This window comes from Curtobacterium sp. MCLR17_031, assembly GCF_003234775.2.
Lineage (GTDB): Bacteria > Actinomycetota > Actinomycetes > Actinomycetales > Microbacteriaceae > Curtobacterium > Curtobacterium flaccumfaciens.
This window is the reverse complement of record NZ_CP126270.1, coordinates 2,937,864-2,950,790: the sequence shown is the minus strand read 5'-3', so window position 1 is coordinate 2,950,790 and position 12,927 is coordinate 2,937,864. Positions and strand designations below refer to the sequence as shown.

The window sequence follows — 12,927 nt, the reverse complement described above, 5'->3', positions numbered from 1 at the left end:
CCTGCTGGCCACGTGACAGGCGCGGGACGACGGTTCGTATCCGCGCGATGACGGTTCCGGTTCGCGAACCCCGAGGATCGTGAACCAGAACCGTCAGCCGCTCACCGCGCGACGTCGTCCCACGGCACCGGAGTGGTCTCGCCCGTTTCCCAGTCGCGGCGCAGCACGCCGTAACCGACCGACCCGACGGCCTGGCCGCCGTCGACGGGCCACGCCTCGCGGTAGTGGGCCTCCTGCACCCACCCGGCACGGACGAAGACCCGGCGCATGGCGGTGTTGTCCTCGCGGGTCTGGCCCTCGAAGCGCGTGATCGCGGGCATCGTCGTGAACACGTGGTCGGTCACCGCACGCAGGGCGGGGACCCCGAGGCCGCGGCCCCGGAACCGACCGGCCAGGCGCAGGTCGAACAGGGGGACGGGGTCCGCCAGGTCCTCGAGGCGGACCAGTCCGATGCGCCCGAGGTCGTCGTGGTCGAGCCAGGAGGTGTCGTGCTCGTCGTCGCGGTAGGCGCCGGAGTCGACGGCGCTCGCCGCGTCGGCCGCGCTGATGCGCCGTCGGACGTGGAACGGGAACTCCTCGGACGTCAGGAACGCGAGCAGCTCCTGGCGGTCGGTGCCGGTGGGGTCCAGGCGCGTGAGGCGGACGGCGGGAGCTGGCATGCCGCTCAGGGTAGTTGCACGGTCGTCGGGCAGGCTCGGGGCGTGCGAGGTGGGACGGGGATGACGGCCGCTGCTCTGACGGCGTTGGTGCTGGTCGGGCTGGTGGGGTGCTCCGGTGCGCCGGGTGGTGACACGACCGGGCCGACGTCGTCCACGTCAGCGTCAGCGTCGGCTTCTGCGTCTGGGTCGGCTTCGGTGGCGCCGTCGACCGATCCGGCGACCGACCCGGCCACCGCTCGGGCCTTCGGGGCGCTGGAACGACGGTACGACGCACGGCTCGGGGTCGTCGCGATCGACACCGGGAGCGGTCGGACGATCGCGCACCGTGCGGGGGAGCGGTTCGCGTTCGCGTCGACGGTCAAGGTGTTCATCGCGGCGGCGGTCCTCGACGCCTCCTCCGACGCCGACCTGGCGACCGTGGTGCACTACGACCGCGGCGACCTGCTCGAGTACGCGCCCGTGACGAGCGAGCACGTCGACACCGGGATGACGGTGCGCGAGCTCGTCGACGCCGCGCTCCGCTCCAGCGACAACACCGCGGCGAACCTGCTGGTGGGACGGCTCGGCGGGCCGGGCGCCGTCGAGCGGTGGCTGCGCGGCATCGGGGACCGGACGACGAGCGTCGACCGGGTCGAACCCGACCTGAACCAGGCGGTCCCGGGTGACCGACGGGACACGACGACGCCGGAGCGGTTCGCGGCGGACCTCCGGACCGTGCTGCTCGGGGACGCGCTCGACGCCGCCGACCGTCGGGTGCTCCGCGAGGCGATGCTCGGCAACACGACCGGGGACGCGACGATCCGTGCCGGGGTGGACCCGTCGTGGCGGGTCGCCGACAAGACCGGCACGGCGTCCTACGGGGTCCGGAACGACATCGCGGTCATGACGCCGCCAGGGCGCGACCCCGTCGTGCTCGTGGTGATGACGAGCCGGGCCGATCCCGGTGCGGAGCCGTCGGACGCGCTCGTCGCCGCGGCGACCCGTGCCGCGGTCGCCGGGCTGTCCGACTGAGTGGCACGCGTCGCGGAGCGTCGCTGGGCGTCGCGGGGCTATCGGAGTGTGCTCGCCCAGCGCCCGATGGTGTCGTACGCCCGTTCCCGCACCTCCGGCGCGGACAGCACCACGTCGTGCAGGGCGCCGGCGAGTCGGCGGACCGTGACCTCCTCGCCGAGGGAGAGCGAGCGGTGCGCCACCGTGTCGACGTTCAGGGCGACGTCGGCCCGCGCCATCCCGGGATCCCACCGCGGCTGGAGCATGCTCTTGTCGCTCAGCATCACCAGGGTCGGGACACCGATGCCGAGGCCCTTCTCGACCTGTGCCTGGCCGTCGAACACCGCCGCGAGCCACCCGGGGTGCAGCGGGAAGCCACGCTCCGGCCGCCACTGCTGCTCGTAGGTCCACGACCCCTCGCCTTCGGCCGAGACGGTGCGGGTGTAGAAGCCCGGGTCGACGGCGGGCATCGGCGCGAGGGGGTTCCGACGGGCACCGAGCTTGATGACCGGTGCGACGATGGCCCGGCCGACCGCGGTGGCCTGGAACTCGAGCCACGGACTGTTCAGCACGAGGCCGTGCACGAGCTCCGGGTGCCGGGCTGCCCAGAGCGACAGGGTCAGGCCGCCCGTGGAGTGGCCCATCGGGACGAGTCGGCGGCGGTCCGAGCCGGGGTGCTCGGCCGAGATCGCGTCGAGCGCTGCGGCGATGTCCTCGTCGTACACCGCCAGGTCGTCGACCATGCCCGGGGTCTGGTACGGACGCAGGCTCCGACCGTACTTCCGCAGGTCCAGCGCATGGAACCGGGCGCCGAGCCGTTCGAGGCGTTCGGCGAGCTCGACCTGGAAGAAGTAGTCCGACCAGCCGTGCACGTAGAGCACGTCGACCCCGTGCAGGGGCCCGCGACCGTGCAGCAGCAGGTCCGTCGGGGTGTGCCGGCGGCGGACCAGGGTGGCGACGACGGGCCCCTCCGAGTCGGTACTGAGCGGCAGTTCGAGCCGCTCGTACGGTGCTCCGAGCACGTCCTCGTGCCACCCCTGGTCCGTCATGCGCCGAGCGTATCCGGCGCTGCTGCGGGTGGTGCTGGCGCGGGGGTGTGCGGCCGTCACCCGACCAGGACCACGACCTTGCCGCTGATCCGTCCGGCGGCCGCCTCGGCGTGCAGGGACGGCAGTTCGGTCAGCGGGATGCGCCGGGTGACCTCGACCGTGAGCGCCCCGGCGTCGACCAGGGACACCAGCTCCGCCAGGCGTTCGCGGTTGCGCAGGACGAACACCGTCGCCGCCCGGACCCCGCGGGACTCGTCGTCCGGCGTGGCCATGAACGCCGTGGTGCTGACGACCGCGCCGCCGTCGCGCACGACGTCGACGAGTGCCGCGAAGTCCTGCGGGTCGATCGGGGCGAGGTTGAGGAGCACGTCGACCGGCTCGGTCACGGCGGCGCGGACGTCGGTCGTGGTGTGGTCGATGACCTCGTGGGCACCGGCTGCCCGGACGGCCTCGATGCTGCGCGGGCTCGCCGTCGCGATGACGTGGACCCCGGCGCGGACGGCGAGCTGGATCGCGTACTTGCCCACCACGCCGCCGGCACCCATGACCAGCACACGCTGGCCTGCCTCGAGCCGCCCGTCGTCGAACAGCGCCTGCCACGCGGTGAGTGCCACGGAGGGCAGCGCCGCCGCGTCGGCCAGCGGGATGCTCGTCGGTGCGGCGACCACCGCTTCCGCCGGGGCGATGACGTACTCGGCCGCCCCGCCGTCGAGTTCCATCGGCAGGAACGCGACGACGGCGTCCCCGATCGCGATCCCCTCGACACCGTCGCCGAGCGCGTCGACGGTGCCGGACACGTCGTAGCCGGGGACGTGCGGCAGCTGGACCGGGATCGGCAGGAACCCGCCCCGCATCCCGTTGTCCGCCGCGTTGAACGCCGAGGCGGCGACGCGCAGTCGCACCTGCCCGGCGCCCGGGGTGGGCTGCTCGACGTCCTCGGTGCGGAGCACCTCAGGACCGCCGACCTCGTGGAACCGTACTGCCTGCATGATCGTGCCCTTCGTCGGTGTTGCTCATGTGCTTCGAGTTCGAAGCAACTGACGAGGACGCTAGCACTGCTTCGAACTCGAAGCAACAGGTAGGATGGATCCCGTGACCGACGCGCCGAACTCCCTGACACCGACCCAGCTCGGGGCGTACTTCGCCTTCACCGAGGTGAGCAGCCTGCTGCGGCACGCGGTCGAGCGGCAGCTGCGCGACGTGGGCGGCCTGAGCTACGTGCAGTTCCAGCTGCTCGCCCGGCTCGGTGACGCCCCGGGCGGGCAGCAGCGCATGACCGACCTCGCCGACGGGGTCGTGTACAGCCGGAGCGGACTGACCTACCAGGCGCAACTGCTCGAGCAGCGCGGGCTGGTCACCCGCGGTCCCTCGCCGGACGACGAACGCAGCACGGTCGTGACGATCACCCGGGCCGGTCGTGACGTCCTCGCCGCGGTCTTCCCCGGACACATCGAGGCGCTGCACACCCTGCTGTTCGCGTCGATGTCGGACGCGGACGTCGACGACCTCGCACGGATCCTCGGGGGAGCGGCGGAGCACCTGCGCGCGAACCCGCCACGCTCCGCGGGCGCGCGGCGGCGCGGCTGACCGACGGTCGCGCCGGCGGGTGTGCGCGGCCTAGCTGCGGGGGGCCCGCACCAGGAACAGCGTGATGGCGCCGAGGACGACCGCGGCGACGATGAGCGCCCAGGCGAGCACGATGACCGGCCCGTCCCAGGGGGTGAAGAGCAGTCCGACCCCGATCACCAGGGCCACGGCGGCGCCGATGAGGGCGAGGCGGTGCGGTCGTACCGGAGCGGTGCGTGTCACGGTTCCCACGGTACGCGCGCCGGGCTGGCAGCGCGGCGTCGAGCGGGGACGCCGGTCACACCGTCGTGCGCATCACCCACCGCCACTTGGCGATGCGGCGGTCGCGCACGAACCCGAACTGCGTGAACAGTTCTTCCGGCCCGGTGTGCAGGTAGGCACCGCGCTGCGGCTTCCGCTCGACCGTCTGCTCCGGGTAGGCCTCGACGGTCCCGCCGCCCGCCCGCCGGATCTGGTCGAGTGCGGTCGTGACCGCGGCGCGTGCGACCCCCTGGCCGCGGTGCCGGGACTCCACGAACACGCAGCCGATCCGCCAGTCCGGCGGCGTCGAGGCGTCGCGGGCGTACGCGCCGGGGTTCAGGATCGTCGGCAGCTCGACCGGCCGCCCGAACTGGCACCAGCCGACCGCCGTGCCGTCGGCGTAGACGAGCACCTGGTGGTTCGTGCCGTTCCGCACGTGGCGGTGCTTCGCCTCCTGGTGCGACGTCGTCGGGTCGGGCGTCCCGCGTGGGCCGTCCGGGTGGAACCCGATGCACCAGCACCCGCCCCACACGCCGTTGCTGCGGGTCACGAGCGCCGCGAAGTCGGGCCACGTCTCCTCGGTGAGCATCGCCGTCGAGTACTCCATGGGCCGATGATCCTCCGGTCGTGGCGATCCCGCCACCACCGAGACCGTGGTGTTCGGAACGGCGCGCGACCGGTGGTCAGGCTGCGCTGCGCCGGGCGGCGACGAGGCCGGAGACGAGCGCCGCGATGCCGAGCCCGATGCCGACCGCGCCGGCGAGTGCACCGAAGAACATCAGCGCCCCGGCACCGATGTCCGCGCCGCCCTCGCCGGAGTCGTTCGCGTTCGCGTACCCACCGACGAACGAGGCCAGGAACGCCACGACGAGGAATGCCGTGCAGAGGATGTGCAGCACACGTGGCGCGATCGGGGTCATGCCCGGATCGTAGCGCGGCGGTGAGGAGCGGATCGCACCGGCACTTTCCCAGCGGACACGACGGTGTTCCGCGGGGAAGTCACGGCGACCGCCCGAGCAGGACTGCGAGCCTCTCCGGACCGCGCCGATGCTGGTGCGACCGAGGGGGAACGGACGACATGACGATGCGACGTGCAGGGGGAGCCGCGCTCGGCTTCGTGGGTGGCAGTGTGCTCGCCGGGCTGCTGGTGAGCGTCGGGGTGACTCCGGTGATCGCGGTCGCCGGCGTCGGCACGACCTCGGCGATCGGGGTGTTCGAGACGTTGCCGGAGGACATCGAGATCGGGCAGCTGCCGCAGCGGAACCAGATCTGGGCGTACCGCGGCGGCGAGCCGGTGCGCCTGGCGAACGTGTGGGACCAGGACCGGCAGGAGCTCACGCTCGACCAGATCAGCGACCACCTGGAGCACGCCGCGGTGGACGGCGAGGACAAGCGGTTCTACGAGACCGGCGGTGTCGACGCGACGTCCGTCGTCCGGTCGCTCGTGAGCGTCGCCACGTCCGGGACCGAGGGCGGGTCGGGTGGTTCGACCCTGACGATGCAGCTCGTGCGGAACATCAAGATCCAGCAGGCGAGCGAACTGCCCACCGCCGAGGAGCGCGAGGCCGCGTACGAGGACGCGACCCGGCGGACACCGCAGCGCAAGCTCGCCGAGATGAAGCTCGCGATCAGCCTGGCGAAGCAGTACACGAAGCAGCAGATCCTGGCGGCGTACCTGAACATCGCCTACTTCGGCGACCAGACCTACGGGGTGCAGTCGGCGGCGCAGCACTACTACGGCAAGTCGGCGACCGACCTGACCCCGGCCGAGGCGGCGTCCCTCATCGCGATCGTGCAGTGGCCGGAGCGACGGGACCTGTCGACGCCGGACCACCACCGCGACAACGCCGCCCGGCGGAACGTGATCCTGCGGTCGATGCACGAGCAGGGGCACCTGTCGACCGAGGAGTACCGCACGGCTCGGCTGTCCCGTGTCGCCGACTACGTCCACCTGACGGCCCCGCAGCAGGGGTGCGAGGCGGTCGAGGTGGGCGCGGAGTTCTTCTGTGACCACGCGGAGACCATCGCCCAGCGGCTCCCGCAGCTCGGCGCGACGAAGCAGCAGCGGGCGGACGCCTGGCGCACCGGCGGGTACCGGATCCAGACCACGCTCGACCTCGACCTGAACGCGGAACAGAAGCGGCTGCTCGACCAGTACGACCCGAAGACCGAGACGCGGCTGGCGCTGGGGGCCACGTTCAACACGGTCGAGGCCGGGACGGGCCGTGTGCTGACGATGGCGCAGAACACGGACCACGACCGGTCGTCCGACGCGCCCCGCACCGCGACCTCGCTGAACTACGCCACCGACCAGGCGGACGGCAGCTCGACCGGGTTCCAGACCGGGTCGACCTACAAGATGTTCACCCTGCTGGCGTGGATCGAGGCCGGCCGCAGCCCGGACACTGTCGTCAACGGCACACCGCACCCGCACAGCGAGTGGACCGCGTGCGGTGGACCCGCCTCGGCGTTCTGGCAGCCGAAGAACGACTCACCCGGGCAGCGCGGGCCGTACTCGGTCCGGTCGGCGACGGCGCAGTCCGTGAACGCGGCGTACCAGTCGATGGCCGAACAGCTCGACCTGTGCGACATCCGCGACGTGGCCGAGCGGCTGGGGGTGCACCTGGCGACCGGTGGCGAGCTGCCCTGGAATCCGGGGTCCCTGCTCGGCACCGAGAGCATCGCCCCGCTCACGATGGCGTCGGCCTACGCGGGCATCGCGAACGGCGGGCGGTTCTGTGCACCCGTGGTGATCGACCAGGTCGTCGCCCCCGACGGCGAGGAACTCGGCGGACAACCCCGCACGTGCACGCAGGCGGTGTCGCCGCAGACCGCGGCCACCGCGTTCGACGTCATGCAGGGCGCGTTCCGCGGCGGGACGGCGAGCGGTGGGCAGACCCCCGACGGCGCGACCCTGTTCGGCAAGACCGGCACCACGGACGCGGCCGACCAGGTGTGGCTGGTGGGCGGGACCTCGCGTGCCGTCACCGCCTACTGGCAGGGCAACACGGACGGCGCGAAGCACAACCTGCGGTCGTTCTCCAACGGGCAGGGCGGCACCTACGCGGGGTCGCGCGCGGCCGTCTGGCGCGACGCGCAGACGGCGGTGAACGCGGCGCTGCCGGTCGGCTGACGGCCCGGAACGCAACCACCAACGGCCTGGAGGCGCGGTGCCAGCTGGCACCGCGCCTCCAGGCCGGTTCTCGGTTGCGTCCTACGACAGCTTCTTGCTGTCCTCGAGCCAGCCCGCGAGCTTGGTCATGTAGTCGGCCTGCGACGCGTAGTCGAGGGCCGGGAACGTCCAGCTGTGGACCTGGCCCGCTTCGAGCGCGGCGTTGTCGGCGAAGGTCGGCTGCTTCTCGAGGTCGGCGACCTGGTAGCCCTGCTGCGACAGCAGCAGCACGTCACCGGTGATCTGGCCGGCGTTCTCCCACGAGTAGATGCCCCAGTAGAAGCCCTCGGGCTTCGGGTTGACGAAGTCGACCCCGTACGACGCGTACATCTGCAGCGACGGCTCGTCGGTCGGGCGGGTGACGTACGCGCCGTCACCGTCGGCGTACATCGAGACGACCGACAGGTCCTGCTCCTTCGAGACCTTCTCGAGCTCGTCGGCCGCGGTGTCGAAGCGCTCCTCAGCGGCGTCGACCGTCGACTCCTTCGCGCCGAGGGACTCGGACAGTTCGGCGATCTTCTCGATGACGTCCTCGCCCTTGCCGCCCCACTTCACCTGGACGACCGGCGCGATGGCCTCGATCTGCTTCTCCTGCGCCTTGTCCTTGAAGCCGTAGCCGGGCTGCTTCGTGTCGAGCGTGCCCTTGGCGTCGGTCGGGTAGACCGAGGTGACGACGAGGTCGGGCTTGAGCGCGGCGAGCTGCTCGAGGTCGATGTCGCCGTAGGCCGTGCCGAGCTGCGTGATGCCGTCGGTGTCGAGCCCCTTGAACCGGGCGTCCTTCGCCATCGTCAGCTGCCCGAAGGTGCCGACGGGCTTCAGGCCGTACTCGATGAACGACAGGGCGATGTCGTTCAGCACGACGACGCGCTTCGGCGTGTGGTCGACCTTCACGGTGGCGCCCGTGGCGTCCTCGTACGACCATGCCTTCGACGCGGCGGTGCCGCCGTCGGAGTCGGAGTCGTTCGAGTTGCCGGTGCTCGAGCAGCCGGTCAGGAGGAGTGCCGAGACGGTCACGGAGGTCAGGAGGGCGGCGCGCAGGTGGCCACGTCGGGAGGTCTTCACGTTAGGAGAGGCTAACCTAAGTTCGCGGTACTCGCCAGCACGTCTTCGGTTTTCGTCGGGACCGTGTGCTCCGTCCGGGCGCCCGGGACTGTGTGCTCGGTCGGGGCGCTCGGGACGGGGTCGTGCTCGTCCGCCTCGGGCACGATCATCGGTGCACCGGTCACCGGGTCGGGGAACACCCGGGCGTGCAGGCCGAACGCGTGCTCGAGCAGGGCCGGGGTGAGGACATCGTGGGGTGTGCCGTCGGCCACGACCCCGCCGTCGTGCAGCACCACGAGCCGGTCGGAGTACCGCGCCGCGAGCGACAGGTCGTGCAGCACCATCACGATCGTCGACCCCTGCTCGCGGTTCAGTCGCCGGACCAGCCGCAGGACCTCGAGCTGGTGCGCGAGGTCGAGGTAGGTGGTCGGCTCGTCGAGCAGGAGCGTCTGGGCCTGCTGCGCGACGACCATGGCGATCCAGGCGCGCTGGCGCTGCCCACCGGACAGGCTCGTGACGTCGCGGTGCGCGACCTCGGTCAGACCGGTGGCGGCGATGGCCTCTTCGGCGACGGCGGCGTCCTCGGCGGTCCACGGCTTCGCCCACGACTGGTGCGGGTTCCGGCCGCGCATCACCAGGTCGAGCACGCTGGTGCCCGCGGGGGCGACGGGGGACTGCGGCAGGATCGCGAGCTTGCGGGCGACCTGGCGGTTCGGCTCCCTGCGGATCGGGGTGCCGTCGAGCAGGACCTCGCCGGCCTGTGGCTTGAGCACGCGGCCGAACGCCTTGAGCAGGGTCGACTTGCCGCAGCCGTTCGCGCCGAGGAACGTCGTGACGGTGCCGCGTTCGATCTGCAGGTCCAGGTCGCGCAGCACGGGGTGCCGGTCGTAGCCGACGGAGAGGCCCGTGGCTTCGAGGACGGGGGTGTCGTGCTGGTGCTGGTGTGGTGCTGTCATCGGGACATCTCCTTGCGGTGACGGACGAGGAGCCAGATCAGGTACGGCGCCCCGATCACGGTGGTGATGATGCCGACCGGCACCTGCCACGGGAACGCCGAGCGGGACAGCAGGTCGGCGGCGAGCACGAGCACGGCGCCGAGGGCACCGGCGAGCAGCAGCGGCGGCCGGTTCGTGCCGGCGAGCCGGAGCCCGACCTGCGGGACGACGAACGCGACGAAGCCGACCGGTCCCGCGGCTGCCACGGCGGCGGCGGTCAGCACGACCGCGAGCGCGATGACGAGCAGCCGGTGCCGCTGGACGCCGAGTCCGACGCCCGTCGCGACCTCGTCGCCGAGCTGCCCGATGCCGAGCGCGGCACTCGTCGCGAGCGCGATCGGCACCGCGACGACGGCCACCACGAGCAGCGGCCAGACGCTCTCCCACGAGGTGCTCGACAGGCTGCCGACGAGCCACTGCGACGCCGCGGTGGCGACGGTGATCTTCGCGCGGACGAGCAGGTAGCTCGTCACCGCGTCGAGGGTCGCGCTCACCCCGATGCCGACCAGCACGAGCCGGTAGCTCTGCACGCCGCCGCGCCAGCCCAGGCCGTACACCAGGACCGCAGCGACCAGGGCGCCGATCGTCGCGGCCACCGGGATCCCGCCGCCGAGCACCAGGGACGACACGGAGTACGTCCCGCCGCCGAGGACGATCGCCGCGACCGCACCGACGCTGGCGCCCGCGGTGACACCGATGATGTCCGGGGTGCCGAGGGGGTTGCGGGTGAAGGTCTGGGTGAGCGCGCCGGCGACCCCGAGCGTCAGGCCGACGAGTGCGCCGGTGAGCACACGGGGTAGCCGCAGGGTGGTGATGATGAAGGCGTCCGGCCCGGACTCCAGGCCGAGCAGGGACCGGATGACGACCCCGGGAGCGATCCACGTCGATCCGACCGCCGTGCCCAGGACGATGAGCACCAGGACGGTGGCGAGCGACCCGACCGTGTACCAGAACACCCGGGGGCGCCAGGCGAGGCCGACCGGGCCGATGCGGATGCCGGCGCGGCCGGGGGTTCGTGCAGCCGGGGCGGGCGTGCCCGGCGTGGTGGTCTCGGGCGTGCTGCTGGGCGCGCTGCCGGGCGTGCTGCCGGTGCTGCGCACCGCTGCCCCGCTCACAGCGACACCAGCGATCGGCGACGGGCCACGGCGACGAACACGGGGCCACCGATGACGGCGAGCACGATGCCGACCTCGACCTCGGAGAACCCGCCGATCAGGCGACCGATGACGTCGGCGAGCAGCACGAGGGCGGCGCCGACCAGACCGGAGACCGGCAGGGTCCAGCGGTGTCCGGTGCCGACGAGTGCACGGGCGACGTGCGGCACGGTCAGGCCGACGAAGCCGATCGGGCCGGCCGCAGCGGTCGCCCCGGCGGCGAGCAGCGTGATCCCGCCCAGGCCGACGAGCCGGGCGACGAGCACGTTCTCGCCGAGCCCCTTCGCCAGCTCGGACCCGAGCCCGAGGGCGTCGAGGGCGCGGACGTTCAGCACCGCGAGCACGAGCCCGGCGGCCAGGAACGGCCACACCGCCCCGAGGATGTCGAGCTGTCGTGCGGCGAGGGACCCGACGACCCAGAGCCGGTACGCGTCGAGCGAGGCCTGGTCGGTCAGCACGACGAAGGAGGTCAGGGCGGCGAGCAGCGCCGAGACCGCGGCCCCGGCGAGGGCGAGTGGCACCGGACTGGCGGTGCCGCTGCCGGCGATGGTCACCGAGAAGACGACGACGCTCGCGACCAGGGCCCCGACCAGGGCGAACCACACGGTCGCGCTCGTGCTCGTCACCCCGAACACGTAGACGCCGAGCACCACCGCGAGCCCCGCACCCGACGAGACCCCGAACAGGCCGGGGTCGGCGAGTGGGTTGCGGGTGTGTCCTTGCATGAGGAGTCCGGCGATGCCGAGGGCTGCCCCGACCGCAGCACCGATGAGCGTGCGCGGGATGCGGGAGCCCCACACGATCGCCTCGTCGGTGCTCGACCCGGAGCGGGTGAGCCCCGCCCACACCTCGGCGACACCGATGCGGTTGCTGCCGAGCAGCATGCTCGCCACGGCGACGAGCACCAGGGCGACGACGAGGCCGATGATGACCGCGGTCCGTCGCCGCATCGCGGTCCGGTGCACACCGAGGGCGCGGGACGCGTCGCCGTCTCGGGCGCTGGACGCGACGGGTTCGGGGGCCTCCGGACCGGAAGCCAGAACGGGATTGGGGGCTGGCACGGAAGTCATCTTAGGTTAGCCTTGCCTCATGGCGAAGACCCCGCGGCTCCTGCCGACGAACCCCCGGCTCTTCCGCGCCCGTGTCCTCCGGACCCAGCGGGTGACCCCCTCGATGCAGCGCGTCACCGTCACCGGGGACGACCTGCACGAGTTCGGCTACCTCGGTTTCGACCACTGGTTCCGCCTGTTCGTCCGACGCCCGGACCAGGACGCCTTCCGCATGCCCGACCTGGACGGCAAGAAGTGGTGGCCGACGTTCCTCGGCATCCCCGAGGACATCCGCCCCCACTGCGCGAACTACACCGTCGCCGCGTACCGGCTGCTCGCCGACGGCACCGCCGAGCTCGACATCGACTTCGTCGTGCACCTGGACCACCGCGGTCAGCTCGAGGGCCGTGCCGCGATCTGGGCCTGCGCCGCACGCCCCGGCGAGGAGCTCGCGATGCTCGACCAGGGCTGCATCTTCGACGTCCCGGCCGGCACCAGCGAGGTCGTCGTCGCTGCCGAGGAGACCGGCCTGCCCGGCGTCGTCGGCATCGCCGCCTCGTTGCCGCGCGACACCGTCGGCCGCATCATCCAAGAGGTCCCGACCCCCGCCGACATCCGCGACCTCGACGCCCCCACCGGCGTGCAGGTGACCTGGATCGTCCGGCAGCCGGGTGCGGTCCCCGGCAGCGGTGCCCTCGCCGAACTGCAGCGGCACGTGCCGACCGACGACCAGGGGTACGCGTTCGTCGTGGGGGAGTCGCGACTCGCCACCGAGGGCCGCCGCCACCTGCACCGTGCGGGCCTGCCGAAGTCGCGCATCACGTTCTCCGGGTTCTGGAAGCACGAGACGAAGGTCTCCGTCCCCGCCTGACCCGCGCGCTGCCTGGCAGGTATGCCCGTTCCCGCCAGGTACGCCCGTTCCCGCCAGGTACGCCCGATCCTTCCCCTTGCGCGCGCGATGCCTGGTCCTTTCGGGCGTACCACCACAGAA

Annotated in this window: 14 protein-coding genes; 4 read left to right on the top strand and 10 right to left on the bottom strand. The window is 72.4% G+C overall.

The annotated features are described in order from the left end of the window. Positions 1-101 precede the first annotated feature (101 nt). Positions 102-659, bottom strand: coding sequence for a GNAT family N-acetyltransferase (locus tag DEI96_RS13955; RefSeq protein ID WP_111023562.1), 558 nt, complete (start codon positions 657-659; stop codon positions 102-104). A 60-nt stretch (positions 660-719) separates the two neighbouring features. On the opposite strand from DEI96_RS13955, the gene bla reads away from it, so the two are divergent. Next, positions 720-1,670 (top strand): class A beta-lactamase, encoded by a 951-nt coding sequence (gene bla, locus DEI96_RS13950; RefSeq protein ID WP_111023560.1) that lies wholly within the window; start codon positions 720-722, stop codon positions 1,668-1,670. A gap of 38 nt (positions 1,671-1,708) precedes the next feature. Here the strand turns inward: bla and DEI96_RS13945 are convergent, their stop codons facing one another. Both DEI96_RS13945 and DEI96_RS13940 read right to left on the bottom strand, forming a co-directional pair. Then, on the bottom strand, positions 1,709-2,698 hold the full coding sequence (locus DEI96_RS13945; RefSeq protein WP_111023558.1) for an alpha/beta hydrolase: 990 nt from the start codon (positions 2,696-2,698) through the stop codon (positions 1,709-1,711). A gap of 56 nt (positions 2,699-2,754) precedes the next feature. Continuing rightward, positions 2,755-3,687 (bottom strand): NADP-dependent oxidoreductase, encoded by a 933-nt coding sequence (locus DEI96_RS13940; protein ID WP_111023556.1) that lies wholly within the window; start codon positions 3,685-3,687, stop codon positions 2,755-2,757. Between the two features lie 103 nt (positions 3,688-3,790). On the opposite strand from DEI96_RS13940, the gene DEI96_RS13935 reads away from it, so the two are divergent. Continuing rightward, positions 3,791-4,285: a MarR family winged helix-turn-helix transcriptional regulator gene (locus DEI96_RS13935; protein WP_111023707.1), complete on the top strand. Its 495-nt coding sequence runs from the start codon at positions 3,791-3,793 to the stop codon at positions 4,283-4,285. 30 nt (positions 4,286-4,315) lie between these two features. On the opposite strand, the gene DEI96_RS13930 is transcribed toward DEI96_RS13935, so the two are convergent. From DEI96_RS13930 to DEI96_RS13920, 3 genes are all read right to left on the bottom strand, one after another. Then, positions 4,316-4,507 (bottom strand): hypothetical protein, encoded by a 192-nt coding sequence (locus DEI96_RS13930; RefSeq protein ID WP_111023553.1) that lies wholly within the window; start codon positions 4,505-4,507, stop codon positions 4,316-4,318. A 55-nt stretch (positions 4,508-4,562) separates the two neighbouring features. Next, complete coding sequence (locus tag DEI96_RS13925; protein ID WP_209131409.1) at positions 4,563-5,132, bottom strand: GNAT family N-acetyltransferase; 570 nt, start codon at positions 5,130-5,132, stop codon at positions 4,563-4,565. Positions 5,133-5,208: 76 nt separating this feature from the next. Next, positions 5,209-5,445 (bottom strand): hypothetical protein, encoded by a 237-nt coding sequence (locus DEI96_RS13920; protein ID WP_111023550.1) that lies wholly within the window; start codon positions 5,443-5,445, stop codon positions 5,209-5,211. 158 nt (positions 5,446-5,603) lie between these two features. Here DEI96_RS13920 and DEI96_RS13915 point away from each other — a divergent pair, with 158 nt between their 5' ends. Next, a complete protein-coding gene (locus DEI96_RS13915) occupies positions 5,604-7,658 on the top strand; it encodes a transglycosylase domain-containing protein (RefSeq protein WP_258372834.1) in 2,055 nt (684 codons plus the stop codon). An 81-nt stretch (positions 7,659-7,739) separates the two neighbouring features. Here the strand turns inward: DEI96_RS13915 and DEI96_RS13910 are convergent, their stop codons facing one another. Genes DEI96_RS13910 through DEI96_RS13895 form a run of 4 tightly spaced genes read right to left on the bottom strand, consistent with a single transcriptional unit; the run spans position 7,740 to position 11,948 of the window. Next, on the bottom strand, positions 7,740-8,759 hold the full coding sequence (locus DEI96_RS13910; RefSeq protein ID WP_111023547.1) for an ABC transporter substrate-binding protein: 1,020 nt from the start codon (positions 8,757-8,759) through the stop codon (positions 7,740-7,742). Between the two features lie 11 nt (positions 8,760-8,770). Next, positions 8,771-9,694 carry an ABC transporter ATP-binding protein gene (locus DEI96_RS13905; RefSeq protein WP_111023544.1) on the bottom strand — a complete coding sequence of 308 codons (924 nt, stop codon included), beginning with the start codon at positions 9,692-9,694 and terminating at the stop codon, positions 8,771-8,773. Further along, positions 9,691-10,848, bottom strand: coding sequence for a FecCD family ABC transporter permease (locus DEI96_RS13900; RefSeq protein ID WP_259532266.1), 1,158 nt, complete (start codon positions 10,846-10,848; stop codon positions 9,691-9,693). Before DEI96_RS13900 ends, DEI96_RS13905 begins: the two co-directional genes overlap by 4 nt. Beyond that, positions 10,845-11,948, bottom strand: a complete 1,104-nt coding sequence (locus tag DEI96_RS13895) for a FecCD family ABC transporter permease (RefSeq protein ID WP_241660429.1) — start codon at positions 11,946-11,948, stop codon at positions 10,845-10,847. The genes DEI96_RS13900 and DEI96_RS13895 overlap by 4 nt, the downstream gene beginning before the upstream one ends. Positions 11,949-11,976: 28 nt before the next feature. Between DEI96_RS13895 and DEI96_RS13890 the strand changes: the two genes are divergently transcribed. Next, complete coding sequence (locus tag DEI96_RS13890; protein WP_111023541.1) at positions 11,977-12,807, top strand: siderophore-interacting protein; 831 nt, start codon at positions 11,977-11,979, stop codon at positions 12,805-12,807. The last annotated feature ends 120 nt before the right edge of the window (positions 12,808-12,927 follow it).